Annotated in this window: 26 protein-coding genes; 18 read left to right on the forward strand and 8 right to left on the reverse strand. The window is 68.1% G+C overall.

The features are described 5' to 3' along the window. The first annotated feature begins 83 nt into the window (after positions 1–83). Both ygfZ and AC1RRV_RS22005 read left to right on the forward strand, forming a co-directional pair. A complete protein-coding gene (gene ygfZ, locus AC1RRV_RS22000) occupies positions 84–881 on the forward strand; it encodes a CAF17-like 4Fe-4S cluster assembly/insertion protein YgfZ (RefSeq protein ID WP_492861783.1) in 798 nt (265 codons plus the stop codon). A gap of 90 nt (positions 882–971) precedes the next feature. After that, entirely contained in the window at positions 972–1,853 is an 882-nt protein-coding gene (locus tag AC1RRV_RS22005; RefSeq protein ID WP_492861784.1) for an alpha/beta fold hydrolase, read from the forward strand. 13 nt (positions 1,854–1,866) lie between these two features. On the opposite strand, the gene AC1RRV_RS22010 is transcribed toward AC1RRV_RS22005, so the two are convergent. Then, positions 1,867–2,289 carry a hypothetical protein gene (locus AC1RRV_RS22010; protein ID WP_492861785.1) on the reverse strand — a complete coding sequence of 141 codons (423 nt, stop codon included), beginning with the start codon at positions 2,287–2,289 and terminating at the stop codon, positions 1,867–1,869. A 128-nt stretch (positions 2,290–2,417) separates the two neighbouring features. Between AC1RRV_RS22010 and AC1RRV_RS22015 the strand changes: the two genes are divergently transcribed. The 4 genes from AC1RRV_RS22015 to AC1RRV_RS22030 all read left to right on the forward strand — a co-directional run bounded on the left by AC1RRV_RS22015 (position 2,418) and on the right by AC1RRV_RS22030 (position 4,741). Next, positions 2,418–3,008: a DNA-3-methyladenine glycosylase I gene (locus tag AC1RRV_RS22015; RefSeq protein WP_492861786.1), complete on the forward strand. Its 591-nt coding sequence runs from the start codon at positions 2,418–2,420 to the stop codon at positions 3,006–3,008. A gap of 86 nt (positions 3,009–3,094) precedes the next feature. Beyond that, positions 3,095–3,292 carry a hypothetical protein gene (locus tag AC1RRV_RS22020; RefSeq protein WP_492861787.1) on the forward strand — a complete coding sequence of 66 codons (198 nt, stop codon included), beginning with the start codon at positions 3,095–3,097 and terminating at the stop codon, positions 3,290–3,292. A gap of 183 nt (positions 3,293–3,475) precedes the next feature. Continuing rightward, entirely contained in the window at positions 3,476–4,492 is a 1,017-nt protein-coding gene (locus tag AC1RRV_RS22025) for a glycine zipper 2TM domain-containing protein (protein WP_492861788.1), read from the forward strand. A gap of 93 nt (positions 4,493–4,585) precedes the next feature. Further along, positions 4,586–4,741, forward strand: coding sequence for a hypothetical protein (locus AC1RRV_RS22030; RefSeq protein ID WP_492861789.1), 156 nt, complete (start codon positions 4,586–4,588; stop codon positions 4,739–4,741). An 11-nt stretch (positions 4,742–4,752) separates the two neighbouring features. Here AC1RRV_RS22030 and AC1RRV_RS22035 read toward each other — a convergent pair whose 3' ends face one another. After that, positions 4,753–5,646 carry a glycoside hydrolase family 16 protein gene (locus AC1RRV_RS22035; protein WP_492861790.1) on the reverse strand — a complete coding sequence of 298 codons (894 nt, stop codon included), beginning with the start codon at positions 5,644–5,646 and terminating at the stop codon, positions 4,753–4,755. Positions 5,647–5,712: 66 nt separating this feature from the next. On the opposite strand from AC1RRV_RS22035, the gene rnhB reads away from it, so the two are divergent. Then, positions 5,713–6,360 carry a ribonuclease HII gene (gene rnhB / locus AC1RRV_RS22040; protein ID WP_492861791.1) on the forward strand — a complete coding sequence of 216 codons (648 nt, stop codon included), beginning with the start codon at positions 5,713–5,715 and terminating at the stop codon, positions 6,358–6,360. An 87-nt stretch (positions 6,361–6,447) separates the two neighbouring features. Beyond that, on the forward strand, positions 6,448–7,524 hold the full coding sequence (locus AC1RRV_RS22045) for a site-specific DNA-methyltransferase (RefSeq protein WP_492861792.1): 1,077 nt from the start codon (positions 6,448–6,450) through the stop codon (positions 7,522–7,524). 113 nt (positions 7,525–7,637) lie between these two features. Here AC1RRV_RS22045 and AC1RRV_RS22050 read toward each other — a convergent pair whose 3' ends face one another. Together AC1RRV_RS22050 and mutY are read right to left on the reverse strand one after the other, a co-directional pair. Further along, entirely contained in the window at positions 7,638–8,249 is a 612-nt protein-coding gene (locus AC1RRV_RS22050) for a hypothetical protein (protein ID WP_492861793.1), read from the reverse strand. A 55-nt stretch (positions 8,250–8,304) separates the two neighbouring features. Further along, positions 8,305–9,369, reverse strand: a complete 1,065-nt coding sequence (gene mutY / locus AC1RRV_RS22055) for an A/G-specific adenine glycosylase (protein WP_492861794.1) — start codon at positions 9,367–9,369, stop codon at positions 8,305–8,307. A gap of 50 nt (positions 9,370–9,419) precedes the next feature. Here mutY and AC1RRV_RS22060 point away from each other — a divergent pair, with 50 nt between their 5' ends. From AC1RRV_RS22060 to smc, 4 genes are all read left to right on the forward strand, one after another. Next, entirely contained in the window at positions 9,420–9,959 is a 540-nt protein-coding gene (locus AC1RRV_RS22060) for a DUF721 domain-containing protein (protein WP_492861885.1), read from the forward strand. A gap of 134 nt (positions 9,960–10,093) precedes the next feature. Continuing rightward, positions 10,094–10,717, forward strand: coding sequence for a DsbA family protein (locus tag AC1RRV_RS22065; protein ID WP_492861795.1), 624 nt, complete (start codon positions 10,094–10,096; stop codon positions 10,715–10,717). Continuing rightward, positions 10,717–11,325 (forward strand): thioredoxin domain-containing protein, encoded by a 609-nt coding sequence (locus AC1RRV_RS22070; RefSeq protein ID WP_492861796.1) that lies wholly within the window; start codon positions 10,717–10,719, stop codon positions 11,323–11,325. The genes AC1RRV_RS22065 and AC1RRV_RS22070 overlap by 1 nt, the downstream gene beginning before the upstream one ends. A gap of 19 nt (positions 11,326–11,344) precedes the next feature. After that, positions 11,345–14,788 carry a chromosome segregation protein SMC gene (gene smc / locus AC1RRV_RS22075; protein WP_492861797.1) on the forward strand — a complete coding sequence of 1,148 codons (3,444 nt, stop codon included), beginning with the start codon at positions 11,345–11,347 and terminating at the stop codon, positions 14,786–14,788. A 1-nt stretch (position 14,789) separates the two neighbouring features. Here the strand turns inward: smc and AC1RRV_RS22080 are convergent, their stop codons facing one another. Together AC1RRV_RS22080 and AC1RRV_RS22085 are read right to left on the reverse strand one after the other, a co-directional pair. Continuing rightward, positions 14,790–15,575, reverse strand: a complete 786-nt coding sequence (locus AC1RRV_RS22080; RefSeq protein ID WP_492861798.1) for a TSUP family transporter — start codon at positions 15,573–15,575, stop codon at positions 14,790–14,792. Positions 15,576–15,644: 69 nt separating this feature from the next. Then, complete coding sequence (locus AC1RRV_RS22085; RefSeq protein WP_492861799.1) at positions 15,645–16,037, reverse strand: DUF6481 family protein; 393 nt, start codon at positions 16,035–16,037, stop codon at positions 15,645–15,647. A 357-nt stretch (positions 16,038–16,394) separates the two neighbouring features. Here AC1RRV_RS22085 and AC1RRV_RS22090 point away from each other — a divergent pair, with 357 nt between their 5' ends. The 6 genes from AC1RRV_RS22090 to AC1RRV_RS22115 all read left to right on the forward strand — a co-directional run bounded on the left by AC1RRV_RS22090 (position 16,395) and on the right by AC1RRV_RS22115 (position 20,147). After that, positions 16,395–16,775, forward strand: coding sequence for an AtpZ/AtpI family protein (locus AC1RRV_RS22090; protein ID WP_492861800.1), 381 nt, complete (start codon positions 16,395–16,397; stop codon positions 16,773–16,775). A 5-nt stretch (positions 16,776–16,780) separates the two neighbouring features. Then, a complete protein-coding gene (locus AC1RRV_RS22095; RefSeq protein WP_492861801.1) occupies positions 16,781–17,542 on the forward strand; it encodes a F0F1 ATP synthase subunit A in 762 nt (253 codons plus the stop codon). Positions 17,543–17,591: 49 nt separating this feature from the next. Next, positions 17,592–17,819, forward strand: a complete 228-nt coding sequence (locus AC1RRV_RS22100; RefSeq protein ID WP_028037480.1) for a F0F1 ATP synthase subunit C — start codon at positions 17,592–17,594, stop codon at positions 17,817–17,819. A gap of 15 nt (positions 17,820–17,834) precedes the next feature. After that, positions 17,835–18,374, forward strand: a complete 540-nt coding sequence (locus AC1RRV_RS22105; protein ID WP_492861802.1) for a F0F1 ATP synthase subunit B family protein — start codon at positions 17,835–17,837, stop codon at positions 18,372–18,374. Between the two features lie 10 nt (positions 18,375–18,384). Further along, positions 18,385–18,894 carry a F0F1 ATP synthase subunit B gene (locus AC1RRV_RS22110; RefSeq protein ID WP_492861803.1) on the forward strand — a complete coding sequence of 170 codons (510 nt, stop codon included), beginning with the start codon at positions 18,385–18,387 and terminating at the stop codon, positions 18,892–18,894. A 164-nt stretch (positions 18,895–19,058) separates the two neighbouring features. Further along, positions 19,059–20,147 carry a 2OG-Fe(II) oxygenase family protein gene (locus tag AC1RRV_RS22115; RefSeq protein WP_492861804.1) on the forward strand — a complete coding sequence of 363 codons (1,089 nt, stop codon included), beginning with the start codon at positions 19,059–19,061 and terminating at the stop codon, positions 20,145–20,147. Here AC1RRV_RS22115 and AC1RRV_RS22120 read toward each other — a convergent pair. Then, entirely contained in the window at positions 20,144–20,587 is a 444-nt protein-coding gene (locus AC1RRV_RS22120; RefSeq protein WP_492861805.1) for a hypothetical protein, read from the reverse strand. The two genes, AC1RRV_RS22115 and AC1RRV_RS22120, sit on opposite strands and share 4 nt — an antisense overlap. Next, positions 20,584–21,003: a hypothetical protein gene (locus AC1RRV_RS22125; protein WP_492861806.1), complete on the reverse strand. Its 420-nt coding sequence runs from the start codon at positions 21,001–21,003 to the stop codon at positions 20,584–20,586. The genes AC1RRV_RS22120 and AC1RRV_RS22125 overlap by 4 nt, the downstream gene beginning before the upstream one ends. Positions 21,004–21,080 lie beyond the last annotated feature (77 nt).

Genomic DNA, 21,080 nt, shown 5'->3' on the forward strand with positions numbered 1-21,080 from the left:
GTCGGCGCATCCCACGTTAACGGTTGAGCTTTCGCCTTTTCGGGTACTGGCGCCCGCGACGCCTCGGCGCCACATCTGCAGGCATGAGTTCGCCCAAAACCGCCCGCCTGTCTTCCCGCGCCGTGATCGCCGTCTCCGATCCGGACTGGCGGAACTTCCTGCAGGGCCTGCTGACCCAGGACGTCGAGACGTTGGCGCCGGGCGAGCTGCGCTTTTCGGGCCTGCTGAACCCGCAAGGCAAGCTGCTCTACGATCTGTTTGTCGCGGGAACACAGGATGGCGCCCTGCTGGACGTGGCCGCCGAGCATCGCGCCGCGATCCTCACGCGCCTGACCATGTATCGCCTGCGGGCCAAGGTGGAGCTGACCGCCAGCGACCTGCCGGTCTTCGCCGTGTTCGGCGGCGAGGCGGCTGGTGACGGTCTCTACGTCGACCCGCGCCTGCCAGGCCTGGGCGCGCGGGCCTATGGCGAGCGCGAGGCCTCCGCCGATGAGGAGGCCTACGAGGGCCATCGCCTGGCCCTCGGCGTGCCCGGCCCAGACGACTGGGGCAGCGAGGCGAACTATCCGATCGAGGCCGACTTCGACCTGATGGCCGGCATCGACTTCAAGAAGGGCTGCTTCGTCGGCCAGGAAACGACCAGCCGCATGAAGCGGCGCGGCGTGATCAAGAACCGCATGCTGCCGATCGCCTTCGACGGTCCGCCGCCCGCCTTCGGAACCGAGGTGCTGGCCGGAACCCTGCGCGCCGGTGAAGTGCTGAGCGGCCGCGATGGCCGGGCCATGGCCCTCCTGCGCCTCGATCGTATCGAGGGCGCCGACCTGACCGTGAATGACCGTCCGGTGCGCGTCGAGCGACCGGACTGGCTGCCGCGAACCTGAGATTGCGGCGCGCCCCGAACCGGGGCACATCCTTCGGCAAACGTCGGTCTTCGAAAGTGGGAGCCGATCCAGAGTTTAGGGGCAATTCAAATGAACCGTCGTGAGATCCTGGGCGCGAGCGCCGCACTGGCCGCCACCGCCTTCGCCGGACCCGTGCTGGCCGCCGACGCCGACCGCTTCACCGTCGAGGTGCGCGGCAAGGGGCCGGACGTGATCCTAATCCCTGGCCTGTCGTCGTCGCGCGAGATCTGGGAAGGGACCGCCAAGGCGCTGGAAGGCCGCTATCGCGTCCACCTCGTCCAGGTCGCGGGCTTCGCCGGCGCGCCGACGGCCGGTAACGCCGAGGGCAAGGTCGCCGCGGGCGTGGCCGAGGGCCTAGCGGGCTACATCCAGGCCAAGGGCCTGAAGAAGCCCGCGGTGATCGGCCACTCAATGGGCGGCACCATGGGCATGATGCTGGCGGCCCGGCATCCCGACCTGGTCGGCAAGCTGATGGTCGTCGACATGTTCCCGAACCTGGCCACGGCCTTCTTCGGCCCGAGCGCGACGCCCGACGCCATCGCCAAGAACGCCGCCATGTTCCGCCAGACGATCGAGAGCGCGCCGCAGGAGCAGTTCGTCGCCCAGCAGACCCAGACCATCAACGGCATGGTGCTGACCGAGGGCGCGCGGAAGGCCATCGTCGACCACTCGCTGACCAGCGACCGCAAGGTGGCCGGCCGCTCGATGGAGGAGTTGCTGACCACCGACCTGTCGCCGGAGCTTTCGAAGATCACCGCCCCGACGACGGTTCTGTGGGCCTGGAACAAGGCCAGCCCGGCACCGGCCGCCATGTTCGGCAGCTGGTACCAGGCCGCCTATGCGCCGCTGAAGGGCGCCAAGGTCGTCCGTATCGACGACAGCGCCCACTTCATCATGATCGATCAGCCGACCAGGTTCATGGCCGAGGTCGACACCTTCCTGGCCGGCTGAGGTTAGGCTCTAACTAGCGGCAGCTGCCGTAGCGGTCCGGGGACGCGCCCGGGCCGCCGCGCCAGCCGGGAGGATTCTCCCAGTTGGTGCCGGGGCCGCCGCGCGGGCCGGGCGGGTTGTTGTCGTTGTCGAACCAGCACTTGGCGCGCGGATTCCACCAGCCGAAGCGCGGATGGTAGTAGCCGTAGGCGCGGTTGTAATAGTAGCCGTCGCGATAGCGGAACTCGACGCGCTTGCCGTGCCAGCGGTAGTAGCGCCGATCGGGCGAAGCGCCCGGACCGCCCCGCCAGCCTGGCGGGTTCTCCCAATTTGTGCCGGGCCCGCCGCGCCGACCGGGCGGGTTGTCGTCGCGGTCGTGGCGCTGGGCCAGGGCTGGCGTGACGGCCATGGCGGTCGTCGCCAGGGCCAGCATGGCCAGGTTCTTGAGGCGCTTCATTCGGCGTCTCCTTCCGTGGTTTCGATCCCTCTGGCGTCTTGAACGCATAAGCGGCCGATCGGGTGTCCACCCCGTCGATGTTCCTGGAAAGTTCTGGCCAGCTCGCGATCTTCTGCTAGCTTCGCCGCATGACCGAGATCACCCGCTGCACCTGGAAAGGCATGAACGGCGACCCGTTCTACGAGGCCTATCATGACCACGAATGGGGCGTGCCCGAGTGGGAGTCCCGCGCCCTCTGGGAGAAGCTCGTCCTGGACGGCTTCCAGGCCGGGCTGTCGTGGATCACCATCCTCCGCAAGCGCGAGGCCTTCCGCGCCGCCTTCGCCGACTTCGACCCCGAAAAGGTCGCCCGCTTCGACGAGAACGATAGAGCGCGGCTGATGGCCGACGCCGGCATCATCCGCTCCAACGGCAAGATCGACGCGGCCATCTCGGGCGCGCGGATCTATCTGGACATGCGCGAACGCGGCGAGGACTTCGGCAAATTCCTCTGGGACATGGTCGGCGGCGCGCCGATCCAGAACCAGTGGCGGGCGGGCGAGGTCCCGGCCCAGACGCCCTTGGCGGTCGACATGGCCAAGGCCCTGAAGGCCAAGGGCTTCAAGTTCTGCGGCCCGGTGATCGTCTATGCCTTCATGCAGGCGACCGGACTGGTCAACGATCACCTGGTGACGTGCTTTCGGCACGAGGAATGTAAGGCGATGGGGGAACGGGCTTGAGGGTGAAGCATGGCTTCGAAACGACCCCGCCCATAACGGGCGCGCGCCAATCTGCGCTTTTGCGCTCCGCTGGGCGTTGATTGGAGATGACCCTGACCGACGCCCAACGAAACGCTCTCGAAAACCTGGAACGCAAACGCCAGGGCAACGAGGTTCCCTACATCAACATCTCCAGCGCCCGCGCCCTGACCGATCTTGGCCTGGCGGAGCGAAAGGCTCAGGGCTGGGAAATTACATCCTCAGGGTCGGCGCTGCTGCGTATGGATGTAAAATCCAAATCATAAGGAGGCGAGTTTCAGATTATTTCGCCAAGTTCATTTCTAGTTTTATCTTATATTTTCACCATCGCCCGTCTCTACAATTTCATTTTTCAAAAATTACTTTTTGCCATCTATTGAATATTTGGAACTTCGTAGCCACCTAGGGCTTCTGGGAAGAGTACGCCTCTCCCCTAGGAACCCCACAAAATGCGAATTCAAACCCTGGTCGCCGGCGTCTGCGCCGCGGCCTTCATCCCCACCTTCGCGCTCGCCCAGCAGACCTGCGAGCAGCGGCAGAGCACCCGCGTCGTCGGAACGCTCGCCGGAGCCGGCATCGGCGCCCTCGCGGGCAGCGCGGTGGCGGGCCACGGCAACCGCAATGAAGGCGCCGTGATCGGCGGCCTCGCGGGCGCGCTGATCGGCAATCAAGCGACCAAGGGCCAGGCCAGCTGCGCCCGCGCCTACGGCTTCTACGACAACCAAGGCGCCTGGCACCCCGCGACCGTCGCCCGAGCCGACGCCACCGGCTATTTCGACCGTAACGGCGACTGGGTCGACGGCGCGCCGCGCGGCTACTACGGCGGTGACGGGCGCTGGGTCCAGGCGAGCACGGACGCCTCGACCAGCGGCTACTACGCCAACAACCTCTGGGTCCCGGCCTCGGCTGGCGGCTACTACACCCAGGACGGCCGGTGGATGACCGCCGCCTCGGGCTATTATGATCAGTCCGGTCGCTGGGTCGCGGGTCCCGCGACGGGCCGCTACAACGCCGATGGCCGCTGGATGGCCGGTCAGGCGAGCGGTCGACGGGACGCCAACGGCGCCTGGGTCTCCGATCCCCAACCGGGCTATTATGACAACGGCCGCTGGATCCGTGGCGAGGCCGTCGGCTACTACGACGCCCGCGGCCAATGGATCGCCACGGACGGACGCTCGCGGCAGGTCAACACCCCGGACACGAACCGCAGGCAGGGGCAAGGCGCGCTCAGCATCGACGAGCGCCAGGCCCAACTGGCCGCGCGGATCCAACGCGGCGCGGACAATGGCCGGCTGACCCGAACCGAAGCCAGCCAGGCCCGCCGGACCCTCGTCGCGATCGAGCGCCAGGAACGATCGCTGCGCACGCGTCAGGGCTATCTCGGCCCCCGTGGCCAGGCGATCATCACGGCCAGGCTCGACGGGCTGAGCGAAACGCTCCGTGCGGACTTGCGCGACAACTACTGAGTCTATCGATCGTGAGCCTGCGGCCGACCGCCGTGGGCTCACGATCCGCGCTTCACTTGAAACGTCCGCGCCTGCCGCCCTTTAGGAAACCCTATGATCTGGCTCTTCGAACTTTCCGTCGCCCTGCTCGTGGTGGCGGTCTTGATGACGCCGCTTTGCAAGCTGTTCGCGCCCGCCTGGGCCGGAATGGAGCCCCAGCGCGCCAAACGGCCGCCGGTCGCCCACGAGCGCCACGAAGCTCAAGACTGACGCCGCCGGGCCTAAGGCCCGCGCTGGCTGACCCGCACCCAGTCGACCTCCATCGTCACTGGCGGCGCCGCCTCGTCCACGCCCTTGGCGTTCGCGCCCTCGGGCCAGCGGCCGCCGAAGGCCAGGTTGAGGATCAGGTGGAACGGCTTGTCGAACGGCGCGGCGCCCACGGCCCTGTCGGCGCGCTTCCAGTCCGTTGACTTGGCGCTGGCATAGGGTCGGCCGTCGACGGACCAGGTGATCGCCTCCGACGTCCACTCCACCGCATAGACATGGAAGCCGTCCGGCGAAGCTGGCATCGGGATGCTGTTGCTGACCTGCTTGTGCGCGCCGGTCGCGTCGCCGGCGAAGTGGATGGTGCCGAACACCCGGTTCTCGCGCCCTCCCACGCAGCCCTCACACGGCGCGCCCAGGTTCACCGTCTCCAGGATGTCGATCTCACCCGACTTGGGCCAGCCGCCATAGGCGTCGGTCTCGGGCATCATCCAGATCGCCGGCCAGACGCCTTGCCCCCCGGGAACCCGAGCCCGCGCCTCGATCCGGCCATAGCGCCAGCTGGCCTTGCCCTTGGTCAGGATCTTGCCCGACGCATAGTCGCCGGTCTTCATCGGCCCGACCGGCCCGGCCCAGGGATTGGCCAGGCCCGTGGTCTTGCGCTTGATCGTCGTCAGCCGCAGCACGCCATCCTTCACCGAGACGACGTCGGGGCTGTCGCTGTAGCACTGCCGCTCGTCATTGCCCCCGCCGCCACAGTCGACTGCGTAGCGCCACTTGGAGAGATCCAGGCGCTCGCCGTCGAACTCGTCGGACCACACCAGTTTCCACGAATCTTCAGCATGGCTCGGCGCGCCGAACGACAAGGCAGCGGCAAGGGTCAGGGCGGCGAACGGATGAAATGAAGCCATGCGCGCGAGCCTAGATCGGGCCGCGCCACATTCCCATCCTCCGCGAACCGGCCTAAACACCGACCCATGCCGCCCGGACCCGACATGATGCTGGAGCTGGCCTGCGGACCGGGACCGGTCTGCGGGGTGGACGAGGCTGGGCGCGGGCCGTGGGCTGGGCCGGTCAGCGCCGGGGCGGTGATCCTGGATCCCGACCGCGTGCCCAAGGGCCTGAACGACTCCAAGAAGCTCTCCGCCAAGGCCCGCGCGGCCCTCGAGGAAGAGATTAAGGCGGTCGCGATCTCGTGGTGCGTCGGCATGGCCTCGATCGAGGAAATCGCCGAGCTCAACATCCTGCACGCCGCGGGCCTGGCCATGTGCCGGGCGATCGAGGGCCTGTCGGTGACGCCGGCCATCGCGCTGGTCGACGGCAACTACCGCTTCAAGCTGCCCTGCCCGATCAAGACCGTGGTCAAGGGCGACAGCCTGTCCTGCTCGATCGCCGCCGCCTCGATCCTGGCCAAGGAAGCCCGCGACCGGATCATGGTCGAGATGGACACGGTCTATCCCGGCTACGGCTTCGCGGGACACAAGGGTTATCACGCCCGGGTGCACGTCGAGGGGCTGATCAAGCTGGGCCCTTCGCCCATTCATCGCCTGGGCTGGGCCCCGGTGAAGGCGGCCCTGGCGGGCGAACTGAACCTCGAACTGCCCTTCGAGGACGCGGCCGAATAGCGTTTACGTCTCGCTAACCATCTCTCTACACACGGCATTTACCAGCAAGACTCATGATTCCGTTCTCTTTCTTAGGGACGCGGGATCATGAAGTTCGGGCCGGAAACCATCATCCTGGGTGATTGCATCGAGCAGATGAACGCCCTGCCGGAGAAGTCGGTCGATCTGATCTTCGCCGATCCGCCCTATAATCTGCAGCTGGGCGGCGACCTGCTGCGCCCGGACAATTCCAAGGTCGACGCGGTCGACGACCACTGGGACCAGTTCGAGAGCTTCGCCGCCTACGACAAATTCACTCGCGAGTGGCTGAAGGCCGCCCGCCGCGTCCTGAAGGACGACGGCGCGATCTGGGTGATCGGCAGCTATCACAACATCTTCCGCGTCGGCGTGGCCGTGCAGGACCTGGGCTTCTGGATCCTCAACGACATCGTCTGGCGCAAGTCCAACCCGATGCCCAACTTCAAGGGCACCCGCTTCGCCAACGCTCACGAGACCCTGATCTGGGCCTCCAAGAGCCAGAACGCCAAGCGCTACACCTTCAACTACGACGCCCTGAAGATGGCCAATGACGAAGTGCAGATGCGCTCGGACTGGACCATTCCGCTGTGCACCGGCGAGGAGCGCATCAAGGGCGCCGACGGTAACAAGGCCCACCCGACCCAGAAGCCGGAAGCCCTGCTCTATCGGGTGATCCTGTCGACGACCAAGCCGGGCGACGTGATCCTGGATCCGTTCTTCGGCGTCGGCACCACCGGCGCGGCCGCCAAGCGCCTGGGCCGCAGCTTCATCGGCATCGAGCGCGAGGCTGAATATCTCGAACACGCCAAGGCCCGGATCGCCAAGGTCGTGCCGATCGCGCCCGAGGACCTCGACGTCATGGGCTCCAAGCGTTCCGAGCCGCGCGTGCCGTTCGGCACCATCGTCGAGTCGGGCCTGCTGAGCCCCGGCGACACGCTTTACTGCTCGAAGGGCGCTCACGCCGCCAAGGTCCGCCCCGACGGCTCGATCACGGTCGGCGATCTCTCGGGCTCGATCCACAAGATCGGCGCCCTGGTGCAATCGGCCCCGGCCTGCAACGGCTGGACCTATTGGCACTTCAAGACCGACGCGGGCCTGGCCCCCATCGACGTGCTCCGCGCACAAGTCCGCGCGGGGATGAACTAGGAAACACCGCCTGTGGGGTGAGGCGTCGGCGTAGATCGACGGCCGGGGAAGCGTTGTGGGACGCGTCGCTCGGTTGATCCGCTTAGGACGGATCGCCTTCCCGCTGGGGTTTCCTAGCGATACTGAGCGACGTATTCCTCGTGCATGCAGAGCGCCATTCGATCAAAAAGGTCGTAAAAATACTCCCTTAGAGACTCGACCTCCATACGAAGTCTAACAAGACCAATATTGCCTATATCCACTTGGATAGAAGAACCATCTATATTCTTCGAGTATCGAAAAGCTACCGCCCGCGGATCTATCTGACCAATCTCAGCAGCGCGATCCAGATCGCAGCCATTGGTATATGAAATTTCCTCAGGGAGATGAGCTCCCGTCTCGCGAAAAATTTCGACAAGTAGATTTATGTTATGCCCCACGCCCTTGGGGAGAACACGCCCGGCGCATTCAATGTGATACTTAAGCGCGACCTCAATTCCGTGTCGTAGGTTAAATAGGGCTGGCAGTATCAAGCGCGATGCACTCCGATCTGAAGCGACACACTCTCGAAGCAGTATTGCGCTTGCCTCTAGATATCCGTCCCACACCAAATCATCTCTAGACACGCTCGCCGGTGGAAACTGCGTGGATGGCTCCCCATCCATTGGCGGAGCAATCATCCGCCACTCATGGCTCCGAAGAAGGAGCGCCTGAAACGCCTCCTCATCCTCTTCCGTCAGGCTCATTGAAGTGCTCGCATCTGGGAGGAGTCCTACTCGCGAACTCTACCCAATCGTATCACTACAGTAGACGCTTCGCAGCCAGCGCGGCCTTGAGGAAGACGCTGGGCAGAGCGCCCAGGCCTTCGCGTGGCGTCCAGACGAAGTCGCCGTCGTTGGCCCCCTCCGCCGCGAACACCCGCAGAGTCAGCGAGAAGTGCGTGAAGACGTGCTCGACCGCGCCCAGGTCGCGCCAGGCGGCGGACACGGGCGCGGCCACGACCGCCTCGGCGTCGCTGAACGGCGTTGACCGCCAGTCGCTGGTCGGCAGGCCCAGCATCCCGCCCAGCAGGCCCTTCGGCGGCCGGCGGACCAGGGCGATGTCGTTTCCGCGCGTCAGGACATAGGCCACGCCATGGCGGCGCGGGCGGTCGGCCTTCTTGGTCTTCCTGGGATAGGTCTCCGGCGCGCCCGTCTTGAACGCCGCGCACCATTTTGAAATCGGACAGCGGTCGCACAGGGGCGACTTCGGCTTGCAGACCGTCGCGCCCAGATCCATCAGCGCCTGGGCCCAGTCGCCGGGGCGATCCTCGGTGACCAGCTCGCCGGCCAGGGCCTTTAGCGCCGGCTTGGCGTCCGGAAGCGGCGTCTCGACGGCGAACAGCCGCGCCATCACGCGCTCGACATTGCCGTCGACGACATTGGCCGCCCGATCGAAGGCGATCGCGGCGACGGCGGCGGCGGTATAGGCCCCGACCCCCGGCAGGGCGCGTAGACCTTCCTCGGTGTCCGGAAAGACGCCGCCGTGTCCGCCGGCCACCGCCCGCGCGCAGGCCAGGAGGTTGCGGGCGCGGGCGTAGTAGCCGAGCCCCGCCCAGGCGGCCATCAGGTCGCCGTCCTCGACGGCGGCGAGGTCCGACACGGTCGGCCAACGCTGGGTGAAGCTCAGGAAATAGGGCGTGGCGTGCGGCACGGTGGTCTGCTGCAGCATCACCTCCGACAGCCAGACCCTGTAGGGATCGCCGCGCACGCCAGCGCGGCGGTCGGCGGGTCCCACGCGCCAGGCGAGGTCGCGAGCCTGGCGGTCGTACCAGGACAGCAGGGCCGACCGGAGCGCGTCCCGGAAATGAGAAGGGCTGGCTTTCATCGTCCCTCGCCTACCGCGAACGACGGGCGCCGTGCTAGCCTTGCCGCATGATCCGCCGCCCCTTGCCCACGCCGGAAGAAGCCCTCGCGATCCTGCGCAGCAAGCGCACGCGGCCCCAGCGCCGCCCGCCGCCGCCTGCCGGCAAGAACCTGGCGCCGCTGCTCAAGGAGCTGGAAGAGCGCTTTGGCAAGGGCCCCGCCGTCCTGCAGTCCCGCTGGCGCGAGATCGTCGGCGACACCCTGGCGCGCCGCACCGAGCCGGTCCGGATCATCAAGGGGCGCAACGGCGAAGGCGGAGCGCTGGAGCTGCGCGTCGACGGGCCGGTGGCGTCGCTGATCCAGCATCAGGCGCCGCAGATCACCGCCCGCCTCGACATGCTGCTGGGCAAGGGCGTGGTGACCCGCCTGCGCATCGTCCAGGGCCCGGTGAAGGCGGCGGCCGCGCCGATCGCCCAACGCCCGCGCCGCAAGCCGCCGCTGGACGCGGCGCTGGAGAAGCAGCTGGCCGACAGCTTGGCCGAACAGCCCGACGGCGGCCTGAAGGACGCCCTGATGAAACTGGGCCGCGGCGTCCTGCGGGAACAGCGCTAGCACGCGATCTCCGCCATGATCCGATTGACAACCCCACCCTGATCGCGCTGTTGCAAAGGCCTTATCCGCGCCCTTTTCGCGCGGCCTAAGAATCGCGCTTAACTCCACTGTTCTGGCATCAAGGAAGATCGTCCATGCGTCCGCTGTCCCGCCGGCTCCTGACCGCCGTCGCCCTCACCGCTTCGCTGGGCGCGCTGGCCGCCTGCGGTCCCTCGGGGACCAAGGTCACGGCCGACGACATGACCATGGGCAACCCCGCCGCCAAGATCACGGTGATCGAGTACGCCTCGGTCGCCTGCCCGCACTGCGCCGTGTGGAACGAAGAGGTCTTCCCGGCTTTCAAGGCCAAGTACATCGACACCGGCAAGGTCAACTATGTCTCGCGCGAGGCCCTGACGGGCGAGCCGCGCCTGGCCAACGCCGGCGCCATGCTGGCCCGCTGCGCCGGCAAGGATAAGTACTTCCAGGTGACCGACGCCATCTACCAGGCCCAGGCGCGCATCTTCCAGACCGGCGACATTCGCGGCGAGCTGCTGACCATCGCCCAGGCGGCCGGCATGAGCGAAGAGCAGTTCAACACCTGCCTCAGCGATGAGAACGCCGCCAAGTCGGCCGAACGCATCCAGAAGCTGATGGAGGCCGACAAGATCCAGGGCACCCCGACCTTCATCGTCAACGGCAAGAAGGTCGGCAACGAGGAAGGCGGCGAGCGCAGCCTGGCCGAGCTGGACGCCGCCATCGCGGAAGCTTCGAAGTAATGACGCTGGATCGGCGCGCGCTGATCGCTTCGGGCCTCGCTCTGGCGGCGTGCCCCGCTGTCGCGCGCGCCAAGCCGATGCCGGCCCTGCCCGGCGACATGGTGCTGGGCTCGCCCAAGGCGCCGGTGCAGTTCGTGGTCTATGCCTCGGCCAGCTGTCCGCACTGCGCCCATTGGTGGACGACGGACCTGCCGCAGATCCGCAAGGCCTATATCGACACCGGCAAGGTGCGGCTGGTCTTCCGCGAATTCCTGACCCCGCCCGACGAGTTCGCCGCCGCCGGCTTCCTGCTAGCGCGCCGGGTTCCCGGCAAGTACTTCGAAGTGCTGACCACCATCTTCCAGCGCCAGGAAGCCATCTATCAGAGTGAAGCGCTCTTCGAGGGCCTGCAGGCGGTCGGCAAGCAGTACGGCCTGACCGACGCCCAGTTCAGCGCCGCGCTTTCCGACAAGGCGGCGCTGGAGGCCGTCAATGCCCGCCACCGCCGAGCGGTCTACGAGGAACAAGTCGAGAGCACCCCAACCTTCTTCGTCAACGGCGCGCCCTATGAAGGCGAGACGGATGTCGCTCGTCTCTCCAAGGCCTTCGCCGCCGCGGCGAAGGGCTGAGGACGAGGGGGACCGCCTCGTGCAGTTCCAGCGCCTCCGCCTCACGGGCTTCAAGTCCTTCGTCGAGCCGACCGAATTCCGGATCGAGCCGGGGCTGACGGGCATTGTCGGGCCGAACGGCTGCGGCAAGTCCAACCTGCTGGAAGCCCTGCGCTGGGTCATGGGCGCCAATTCCGCCAAGGCCATGCGGGCCGGCGGCATGGACGACGTGATCTTCGCCGGCAGCGGCGCCCGCCCGCCGCGCAACCACGCCGACGTCACCCTGACCATCGACAATTCCGACCGCACGGCGCCGGCCCAGTTCAATGACGACCCCGTACTGGAGGTCGTCCGCCGCATCGATCGGGGCGAGGGCTCGACCTACAAGATCAACGGCCGCGAGGTGCGGGCCCGCGATGTCCAGTTGCTGTTCGCCGACGCCTCGACCGGCGCCAACTCGCCGGCCCTGGTCCGCCAGGGCCAGATCAGCGAGCTGATCGGCGCCAAGCCGCAGAACCGCCGCCGCATCCTTGAAGAGGCCGCCGGGGTCTCGGGCCTGCACACCCGCCGGCACGAGGCCGAGCTGCGCCTGCGCGCGGCCGAGAGCAACCTCGCCCGCCTGGAAGACGTGGCCCGCGAGCTGGAGACGGCCCTGAACAGGCTGCGTCGCGAGGCTCGCCAGGCCGAAAAGTACAAGCGGTTGTCGTCCGAGATCCGCGCCGTGCAAGGCGCCGTGCTCTACACCCGCTGGACCGAGGCGCGCGACACCTTGGAGCGCACCCAGAAGGACGCCACCGAGTCGGCGCGCCTGGTCGAGGACACCGCCCGCGCCAGCGCCGCGGCCCAGGTCGCGATCACCGAGGCCGAGACCGCCATGCCGCCACTGCGCGAGGAGGCGACCATCGCCCAGGCGGTCCTGGGTCAGCTGGCCATCCAGAAGGACCGGGCCGAGCGCGAGGCCGAGGCCGCCGCCGCCGAGTTCGAGCGCCTGGCCAACGATCTCGCCCGCATCGACGACGATCGCGCCCGCGAGGACCAGGCCAGGGACGACGCCGCCGCCGCGCTTGGCCGGATCGACGCCGAGCTGGAGGAGGTCCGCGCCCTGGTCGCCGCCGCACCGGAGCGGGGTCCGGAGCTGGCCGCCGCCGCCAAGACCGCCGAGGAAGCCCGCGCCGCCGCCGAGGCCGCCGTCGAGCAACTGGCCGCTCGCGTCGCCGCCGAGGAGGCCCAGTCGCGCGCCGCCGCCGCTCGCCTCTCGGAAGCCGACGCCCGCGCCAGCCGCACCAACCGCGCCCTCGACCAGGCCAGGACCGAACGGGCCGCCGTGGGACCGGAGATCGACCCGGCCGCCGCCGACGCCCGCCAGCGCTTCGCCAATGCCGAAGCCGCCCTGGCCGCGGCCCGCGCCGCGCTGGAGGACGCCGAGGCCGAGCGCGCCAAGGCCGCCGAGCAGGAAGCCCAGGCCCGCCAGCTGGCCCGAAATGTCGAGGACCAGCTGGGTCGCCTGCGCACGGAAGCTCGAGGTCTGGCCCAACTGACCGCGCCCCGCACCAAGAGCGGCCATGCCCCCGCCCTAGACAGCGTCGCGCCCGACAAGGGCTATGGCGCGGCCCTGGCGGCGGCGCTGGGCGACGATCTCGATGCGGCGCTCGATTCCAAGGCCCTCTCCTACTGGGGCGGCGCCGAGGCCCCCGCCCCCGCGTGGCCCGAGGGCGCCGAGCCCCTGGCTCCGCTGGTCAAGGCTCCGCCGGCCCTGGCCGCTCGCCTCTCACACGTGGCCGTCGTGGCCCGCGCCGATGGCGACCGCCTGCAGAAGGACCTGAAGCCCGGCGCGCGCCTGGTTTCGAAGGAAGGCGACCTCTGGCGCTGGGACGGCTTCGTCGCTCGCGCCGACGCGCCCAAGCCCGCCGCCGTCCGGCTGGAGCAGCGCACCCGCCTGTCCGAGGTCGAGGCCGAGATCGACATCATGGCGCCCCGCGCCGAGGCCACGACCGCCGCCCTGAAGACCGCCGCCGATCGCCTGCGCGCCGCCGAAGACCTCCTGCGCGACAAGCGTCGCGGCCCGCCCGACGCCGAGCGCCTGTTGACCGGCGCGCGCGACGCCGTCGCCAAGTTCGAACGCGAGCAGGCGCTCCGGGCCGCTCGCGCCCAGTCCCTGGATGACACCATCGCCCGCTTCGAGGCCGAGAAGGCCGAGGCCGACGAGGCCCTGGCGGTCGCGCGCGAGGCCCACGCCGCCGCCCAGACCTCGGGCGACCTGCAGCCGCAACTCGCCGAGGCCCGTCAGGCCTCCGCACAGGCGCGCGAGGCGGCCAGCGCCGCCCGCACCGCCCTGGATGTCGAGACCCGCGAACGCGCCGGCCGCCAGCGTCGCCTGGAGAGCCTGGAGCGCGACCGCGCCGACTGGGCCAAGCGCGCCGAGACCGCCGGCAAGCGCACCCAATCGCTGGAAGCCGACCGGGTAAAGGCCGCCGCCGCCCTGGAGGCCGCCCGCGAGGCGCCGGCCGCGCTGAAGGAAAAGCTGCTCGTCCTGCTGGACGAGTTCGCCGCCGCCGAGGCGCGCCGGGCCAAGGCCAGCGACGCTCTGGAGACCGCCGAGACCACCCGCATCAACGCCGATCGCGCCGCCCGGGCCGCCGAGCAGGCCGCCGGCGAGGCCCGCGAGAAGCGCGCCGCCCTGGTCGCCCACCTGGACGGCGCTCGCCAGCGCTTCGCAGAGGTCGCCTCGGCCGTCCGCGAACAGGCCCGCATGGAGCCCGAGGAGCTGGGCCGCCACGTCGCCGGCGAGGCCGTGGCCGTCCCGAAAGACGCCGCCGGGGTCGAGGCCCACCTGTTCGCCCTGGAACGCGAGCGCGACGCGATCGGCCCGGTCAACCTGCGCGCCGAGGAAGAGGCCCAGGAGTATGCCGGGCGCCTGGAGACCATGCGCACCGAACGCGCCGACCTGTCGGGCGCGGTGACCAAGCTGCGGGCGGGCATCGAGGAGTTGAACGCCGAGGGGCGCGAACGGCTCTTGGCCGCCTTCGACGTGATCAACGCCAACTTCCAGACGCTCTTCCAGGCCCTGTTCGGCGGCGGTCAGGCCGAGCTGAAGCTGATCGAGAGCGACGACCCGCTGGAAGCCGGCCTCGAGATCTTCGCCTGCCCGCCCGGCAAGCGGATGGCCAGCATGAGCCTGATGAGCGGCGGCGAGCAGGCCCTGACCGCCAGCGCCCTGATCTTCGGCGTCTTCCTGGCCAATCCGGCCCCGATCTGCGTGCTGGACGAAGTCGACGCGCCCTTGGACGACGCCAATGTCGACCGCTACTGCAACATGCTGGACGAGATGCGCCGACGAACCCAGACCCGCTTCATCGCCATCACCCACAACCCGGTGACCATGAGCCGGATGGACCGCCTGTTCGGCGTGACCATGGCCGAGCGGGGCGTGAGCCAGTTGGTCAGCGTGGACCTGAGCACGGCCGAGAAGCTGGTGGCGGCCTAGCCTAGAACCCGATCGCCTGCCGCAGCGGGTTCGCGGGGTCCGCCAGCAGCTTCACCGCCATGGCGCACGAGATCACCACCAGCAGCGGCCGGATCAGCCTGGGCCCGAAGCGCATGGCCAGGCGCGATCCGACCTGGGCGCCCAGGAAGGCCCCGAGCGCCATGGCCAGGCCGATCGGCCAGACGACGGCGCCCTTCAGGATGAACAGGAAGAGACTGCCGACGTTGCTGGCGGCGTTGGCCAGCTTGGTGTGGGCGGTGGCCTTGAGAACGCCGTAGCCCAGCAGGGTCACGATCGCGACCATGTAGAAGGCCCCCGCGCCGGGCCCGAAGATGCCGTCGTAGAAGCCGATCAGCGGCGCGACGAAACAGGCGAACGGAATCAGCGCCATGCGCGGCGTGACGTCCTCGGTCTTGAGAGCGCGGGAAAAGCCGAAATAGAGGGCGATGGCGATCAGCAGCAGCGGCACGATGGCCCGCAGCAGTTGCGGCGACAGCAGGCTGACGCAGAGGGCGCCGCAGAGACCGGCGATGGCCGCCGCGCCGGCGACCGGCAGGGCCGTCTTCCAGTCGATCAGTCCGCGTCGAGCGAAGGCGCTGGTCGAGGAAATCGCGCTGATCGCGCCCTGCAGCTTGTTGGTGCCCAGCGCCTGGACGGGCGACAGTCCCGCCAGCAACAGGGCGGGCACGGTCAGCAAGCCGCCACCGCCGGCTATGGCGTCGATGGCGCCCGCGAGGGCGGCGACCGCGAAGAGGCTGGCGATGACGTCGAGGTGAACCTGGCCCATGGGCGGCTCATCGCTCCGTTTCGCGTACAGCGCAAAGAAAAAGGGGCCCCGGAGGACCCCTTCTCAAAATCAGCCGAGGAGGCTGCCCCAGGCGTGGGCGCGCGAGGCCTTGCTGTTGCCGGTGCGAGGACCCAGGGCGCGAAGCTCGTCGCGTTCCTTAGCCTTCTCTTCCTTGCGCACGCGCTGCTCAGCGGCCTCGACCGCCTTGCGTTCCTTACGCTCGGCGCGCTTGACGGCGGCGATTTCCTCTTGGCGAGCAAGCGCCTCGAGGCGGGCCTTTTCCTTGGCTTCGGCGCGGGCGAGGCGGACGGCTTCGAGTTCGGCGGCGCGTTGTTCATCGCGCTTGTCGAAATCGGGGTCCTGGACGGCGGGCTTGGCCTTGAACTTGGCCAGCATCGCCTTCTTGGCGTCTTGCTGGGCGGAGATACGATCGGCGAATCCGGTGTTCTTCAGGTGCGACATGAATCTTCGTATTGTTTGGAGGCGGCGGCTCTAAACCCCAGATCGGCGCAAAAATCAATGCGTCATCAGGTCCGTCACCTCTTGCCTGGACGAGGTGACGCATGAAAAGCACGCCCTAGATAGGAACGGTTCCGCGATCCGAAAGACCCAAGGGCCCGCCTGACCCTGCCGGAAAAGGGATGGATTTGCCCCTCGCCAGAGCGGAGGGCCAAATCCTTAAGTATTCCGGCCACTTGAGCCGCGCGCCGCTCGCCTTGACGCACCGCAGCGAGGTCTATAGGTTCCGCGCCGATCAAGCCGGCCGGAAAAGCGCCTTGTTTTGGCGCGTCCGCGGCGTTTTCGGACCTGCCGCTTCCCATGCCCAAGGCCGACGAACCGAACGACAAGGCCTTCAACAGCCTCGACGCTCGGCTAGACGCATTTGAGGCGAAGAAAGCGGCGGACGCGCCCGTCAAGGCGGCGTCCGAAAAGGCTTCGCAGGATGGCTACCGCCTCCTGGCGGATTTGATCGGGGGCGTACTGGTGGGTCTCGGCTTCGGCTGGCTGCTCGACCGTTACGTCCACACGGCGCCCTGGGGCATGATCGGCGGTCTGCTGATCGGCATGGGAGTCGCGATTTTCTCCGTCGTCCGCAAGGCGGCGAACATGAGCGCGCAGGCGTCGGCGGCTTCCCCGCAAGGGACCGACGACGAAGACACGGGAGGCGGGTCTACCGTCCCCAAGCAGAAGAGAGACTAGGGCCGATGGCCGATCCGATGCACCAGTTCCAGATCCAGAAGATCCTGGAACTGCCGACCGTGACCGTCTTCGGCATGCCGATCGACCTGTCGATCACCAATTCCGTGGCCGCCATGCTGCTGGCCGCGACGCTGCTGACGGTGTTCTACAGCTTCGCCTCGGCCAAGCGCGCCGTGGTCCCGGGCCGCATGCAGGCCGTCGGCGAACTGCTCTACAATCTGGTGGACGGTCTCGCGGACTCGATCATGGGTCACGAGGGCAAGAAGTTCATGCCCTTCGTCTTCACCCTGTTCGCCTTCGTGCTGTTCATGAACCTGCAGGGCATGTTCCTGGTGTTCACGGCCACCTCGCAGCTGGCCGTCACCCTGACCCTGGGCTTCCTGGTCATCCTGACGGTCGTCGCCGTCGGCGTGATCAAGAACGGCTTCAAGTTCTTCAAGCTCTTCGCCCCGTCGGGCGTGCCGTGGCCGTTGTACTTCCTGCTGGTTCCGATCGAACTGCTGTCGTTCATCATCCGCCCCGTCACCCTGGCCCTTCGTCTGTTCGGCAACATGCTGGGCGGCCACGTGGTGCTGAAGATCTTCGCCGGCTTCGTGATCGCCCTGGGCGGCATGGGCCTCATCGGGTTCCCCGGCGCCGTGCTGGCGATGGGTTCTGTCGTCGCCCTGACGGCCCTCGAGTTCATGGTGGCCTTCCTGCAGGCCTTCGTGTTCGCGGTGCTCACCTGCGTCTATCTCAACGACGTCGTGCACCTCGACAGCCACTGATCAACCTCTAGTCTTTCAACCTACATACCCCTTTCAAGGAGTCTCAATCATGGACGCTTCCGCCGCTAAGTTCATCGGCGCCGGCCTGGCTATGCTCGGCATGATCGGCGCGGGCATTGGCCTGGGCGTGATGTTCGGCAACTACTTCCAAGGCGCCCTGCGCAACCCGACGGCCGCCGCTCAAGAGCGCCCGATGCTGTTCCTGGGCATGGCTCTGACGGAAGCCCTGGGCATCTTCGCCCTGGTCGTCGCCATCCTGATCCTCAACGGTAAGTAAGAGGGCTCTTCGCCCATGGCGACGGTTCATCAAGGCACGGTCGAGACGACCGGTACGCCCCACGGGCAGGAAAGCAGCGGCGGTCTTCCGCAGCTGCAATTCCAGCACTGGGGCGGCCAGATCGTTTGGCTGCTGCTCATCTTCGCCGTGCTCTACACGGTGCTGGCCAAGGGGCTGCTGCCCCGCGTCAGCGGCGCGATCGACGAGCGCGGCGCTAAGATCGCCGGCGACATCGCCGACGCCCGTCGTCTGAAGGACGAGGCCGAGGTCCAGGCCCGCGCGGCCGCGACCGAGGTCGCGGAGGCGCGCGCCAAGGCCCAGAAAACCGCGGCGGACGCCAAGGCCAAGGCTTCGGCCGAGGCCGCCGAGCGTCAGGCCAAGGAAGAGGCCATCCTGGCTGAAAAGCTGACGGCGGCCGAGGCCGGTATCCAAGCCGCGCGTGACGAGGCCATGGGCCACGTCGCCGCCGTGGCCCAGGAAACCGCCAGCGCGATCGTCGAGAAGCTGACGGGCAAGGCGGCCACGGCCGCCGAGCTCAAGTCGGCCCTGGCCTGAGGAACTGAAGATGGAACACGAATCCCTGTTCAGCCTCTCGAACCCGGAATTCTGGGTTCTGGTCGGTCTCGTGCTGTTCTTCGGCCTGCTGGTGGTGCTGAAGGTCCTGCCGGGCGCGCTGTTCGGCGCGCTCGACGGTTACGCCGCCAAGATCAAGGCCGAACTCGACGAAGCCCAGCAACTGCGTGAAGAGGCCCAGGCCCTGCTCGCGGACGTGAAGGCCCAGCGCGAGGAAGCCGAACGTCAAGCGACGGGCATGCTGGAAGCCGCCAAGGCCGACGCCAAGCGTCTGGCCGAGGAAGCCAAGGAAAAGCTCGAGGAGCAGATCAAGCGTCGCGCCGAGATGGCCGAACGCAAGATCGCCCAGGCCGAGGCGCAAGCCGCCGCCGACGTGAAGGCCGCCGCGGTGGATCTCGCCGCTCAGGCCGCCGAAAGGGTCCTGGCCGCCCGGCTCGCCGGCGCCAAGAACGATCCGCTGATCGACACGGCGATCGGCCAGATGGGCGCCAAGCTGCAATAGCAGCGCGGGTCCTTCGGACAAGATCGAGGGCGCGGATCGCAAGGTCCGCGCCCTTTTTCTTGCCGCGCCGCCTTCGAAATCGCGCGAGAGTGACCAAGACGCGATGGGCCATGTAAACCCCGGAGCGAGCTCGGCGACGCGACCCGTAGAACGAACAGACGACCATGCACCTGACGCCAGGCGATCCCGCGCCGTCCTTCAGCGCTTTCACCCGCGCCAATCCGCGCTACCCGCTCGATATGGCTGCGGGGCGCTATCTGCTGCTGGCCTTGGTCAGGGACGGCGACGAAGCCTTCGTCGGCGCGATCGAGGCCCTTCTGGCCCGGCACGCCGCCCTGTTGACCGGCGAGGCCGTCGCCTTCTTCGGCCTGCTGCGCGATCAGGACCTCTGGACCGGGCGCGCCGACCAGGTTCCCGGGATCCGCTGGATGCTCGACGAGGACGGCTCGGCGACCCTGGCCTGCGGCGTGGATGGCGATCGGGCGTGGTCGGGCTGGCTGCTGGTCGACCCCGGTTTCCGCGTCCTGGCCGCCCTGCCCGCCGAGGAAACCGGCCGGCTGGACCAGATCCTGCCCAACCTGCCCATTCCCGCCGCCCATGCCGGGGTCGAACTGTTCGCGCCGGTTCTGGTCGTGCCTCGCGTCTTCGAGCCCGGTCTCTGCCAGGCCCTGATCGACGCCTACGAGGCGGACGGCGGCCAGGCCTCCGGCTTCATGCGCGAGGTGGAGGGCAAGACCGTGGAGATCCGCGACGCCAGCCACAAGATCCGCCGCGACCTGCTGTTGGCCGCAGGCGAGCTGCGCGACGCCGTCCGCGCCCGCATCCACCGCCGGCTGGCGCCGCAGATCGCCAAGGCCTTCTGCTTCGCGGCCACCCGCATGGAACGCGACCTGGTCGCCTGCTACGACGCGGCGGACCAGGGCTTCTTCCGGGCCCACCGGGACAATACGACGGCGGGCACGGCCCATCGCCGCTTCGCCGTCACGATCAACCTGAACGCCGGGCAGTACGAGGGTGGCGATCTTCGCTTCCCCGAGTTCGGCCCCCGGACCTACCGGGCGCCGACCGGCGGTGCGGTCGTGTTCTCATGCGCGCTACTGCACGAAGCCCTGCCCGTGACCCAGGGCAAGCGCTACGCCTTTCTGCCGTTCCTCTGTGACGAGGCGGCGGCCGAGGTGCGCGAGCGAAACGCCGAGCATGTGGGGATCGAGGGCTACGGCTACACGGCCCAGCGGGCGGTCAGCGACGTCTAGCTGCTCTTGGCCATCTTCCGCGCCACATAGCGCTTCACGCGCTTGCGGGTCTTCTTCAGCAGCCGCCAGCGGGCCTTGCGCAGGACCATCTTCTCGGTACGGAGCATCTGCTGCCAGACGACCAGCAGCACCTCGGGCTCGCGACGCATCAGGCGGCGGATCGGAAAGACCAGCTTGGGATGCCGTTTCTGCCAGCGGATGAACTGCTTACGAGCCTGGAACGAGTAGCGCAGCACGATCATCAGTCCGATGACCAGCAGCGGCAGGCCCACATGCCCCGGCAGCGGCGTCAGCACCGCCCCGGCGACGATGACCAGGGTCCCGAAACCAATGGCGATCCAGCGGAACGCGCGCGCCGCGGACTCGCGCAGCAGCAGGGCCAGCCGCGCGCGGCGCCGAACCTTGTGCTTGATGTCGATGACGGCGACGGAAGGACTCACCGCCCGTTTTGCTTCAGGCGGCGGCGCTTGAGGGACTTGCGCCAGCGGATGGCGACCCGCCACTTGCGTGGCACGACTAGCCGCTCGATGCGCAAGGCTTGCTGCCAGGCCACCAGCACGACCTCGGGCTCGCGGCGCAGCAGGCGGCGCAGCGGGAAGATCAGCTTGGGATGAGCATGCTGGAACCGGACGAACTGCTTGCGCGCCTTGAACGAGTTGCGCAGCACCAGCATCAGGCCGACCACGGTCAGCGGCAGGCCCAAAGGACCCGGCAGCGGCGCGATCAGCGCCCCGGCCGCGATCAGGATCAGGCCAAGCGTCACCAGACCCACGCGCGTGAAACGCGCAATGAGCTCACGGGCGAGGTCATCAGCGGGGCGGTGAGCGCGCGGCATGGCGAGGGCGAAAGCAGTCATGGGAGGACAAAAACAAGCTTGCGCCTCGCTTGCCCTCTGGAACAGCCAGTGAACCCCGATGCGCCCCTCCGATATGT

It is taken from the genome of Caulobacter sp. GW821-FHT11E10, assembly GCF_058808375.1.

Excerpts from the sequence above, each read along its gene's own strand:
- ygfZ (WP_492861783.1), top strand. The coding sequence starts at position 84 with ATGAGTTCGCCCAAAACCGCCCGCCTGTCTTCCCGCGCCGTGATCGCC.
- AC1RRV_RS22005 (WP_492861784.1), top strand. The coding sequence starts at position 972 with ATGAACCGTCGTGAGATCCTGGGCGCGAGCGCCGCACTGGCCGCCACC.
- AC1RRV_RS22010 (WP_492861785.1), bottom strand. The coding sequence starts at position 2,289 with ATGAAGCGCCTCAAGAACCTGGCCATGCTGGCCCTGGCGACGACCGCC.
- AC1RRV_RS22015 (WP_492861786.1), top strand. The coding sequence starts at position 2,418 with ATGACCGAGATCACCCGCTGCACCTGGAAAGGCATGAACGGCGACCCG.
- AC1RRV_RS22020 (WP_492861787.1), top strand. The coding sequence starts at position 3,095 with ATGACCCTGACCGACGCCCAACGAAACGCTCTCGAAAACCTGGAACGC.
- AC1RRV_RS22025 (WP_492861788.1), top strand. The coding sequence starts at position 3,476 with ATGCGAATTCAAACCCTGGTCGCCGGCGTCTGCGCCGCGGCCTTCATC.
- AC1RRV_RS22030 (WP_492861789.1), top strand. The coding sequence starts at position 4,586 with ATGATCTGGCTCTTCGAACTTTCCGTCGCCCTGCTCGTGGTGGCGGTC.
- AC1RRV_RS22035 (WP_492861790.1), bottom strand. The coding sequence starts at position 5,646 with ATGGCTTCATTTCATCCGTTCGCCGCCCTGACCCTTGCCGCTGCCTTG.
- rnhB (WP_492861791.1), top strand. The coding sequence starts at position 5,713 with ATGCCGCCCGGACCCGACATGATGCTGGAGCTGGCCTGCGGACCGGGA.
- AC1RRV_RS22045 (WP_492861792.1), top strand. The coding sequence starts at position 6,448 with ATGAAGTTCGGGCCGGAAACCATCATCCTGGGTGATTGCATCGAGCAG.
- AC1RRV_RS22050 (WP_492861793.1), bottom strand. The coding sequence starts at position 8,249 with ATGAGCCTGACGGAAGAGGATGAGGAGGCGTTTCAGGCGCTCCTTCTT.
- mutY (WP_492861794.1), bottom strand. The coding sequence starts at position 9,369 with ATGAAAGCCAGCCCTTCTCATTTCCGGGACGCGCTCCGGTCGGCCCTG.
- AC1RRV_RS22065 (WP_492861795.1), top strand. The coding sequence starts at position 10,094 with ATGCGTCCGCTGTCCCGCCGGCTCCTGACCGCCGTCGCCCTCACCGCT.
- AC1RRV_RS22070 (WP_492861796.1), top strand. The coding sequence starts at position 10,717 with ATGACGCTGGATCGGCGCGCGCTGATCGCTTCGGGCCTCGCTCTGGCG.
- AC1RRV_RS22080 (WP_492861798.1), bottom strand. The coding sequence starts at position 15,575 with ATGGGCCAGGTTCACCTCGACGTCATCGCCAGCCTCTTCGCGGTCGCC.
- AC1RRV_RS22085 (WP_492861799.1), bottom strand. The coding sequence starts at position 16,037 with ATGTCGCACCTGAAGAACACCGGATTCGCCGATCGTATCTCCGCCCAG.
- AC1RRV_RS22090 (WP_492861800.1), top strand. The coding sequence starts at position 16,395 with ATGCCCAAGGCCGACGAACCGAACGACAAGGCCTTCAACAGCCTCGAC.
- AC1RRV_RS22095 (WP_492861801.1), top strand. The coding sequence starts at position 16,781 with ATGGCCGATCCGATGCACCAGTTCCAGATCCAGAAGATCCTGGAACTG.
- AC1RRV_RS22100 (WP_028037480.1), top strand. The coding sequence starts at position 17,592 with ATGGACGCTTCCGCCGCTAAGTTCATCGGCGCCGGCCTGGCTATGCTC.
- AC1RRV_RS22105 (WP_492861802.1), top strand. The coding sequence starts at position 17,835 with ATGGCGACGGTTCATCAAGGCACGGTCGAGACGACCGGTACGCCCCAC.
- AC1RRV_RS22110 (WP_492861803.1), top strand. The coding sequence starts at position 18,385 with ATGGAACACGAATCCCTGTTCAGCCTCTCGAACCCGGAATTCTGGGTT.
- AC1RRV_RS22115 (WP_492861804.1), top strand. The coding sequence starts at position 19,059 with ATGCACCTGACGCCAGGCGATCCCGCGCCGTCCTTCAGCGCTTTCACC.
- AC1RRV_RS22125 (WP_492861806.1), bottom strand. The coding sequence starts at position 21,003 with ATGACTGCTTTCGCCCTCGCCATGCCGCGCGCTCACCGCCCCGCTGAT.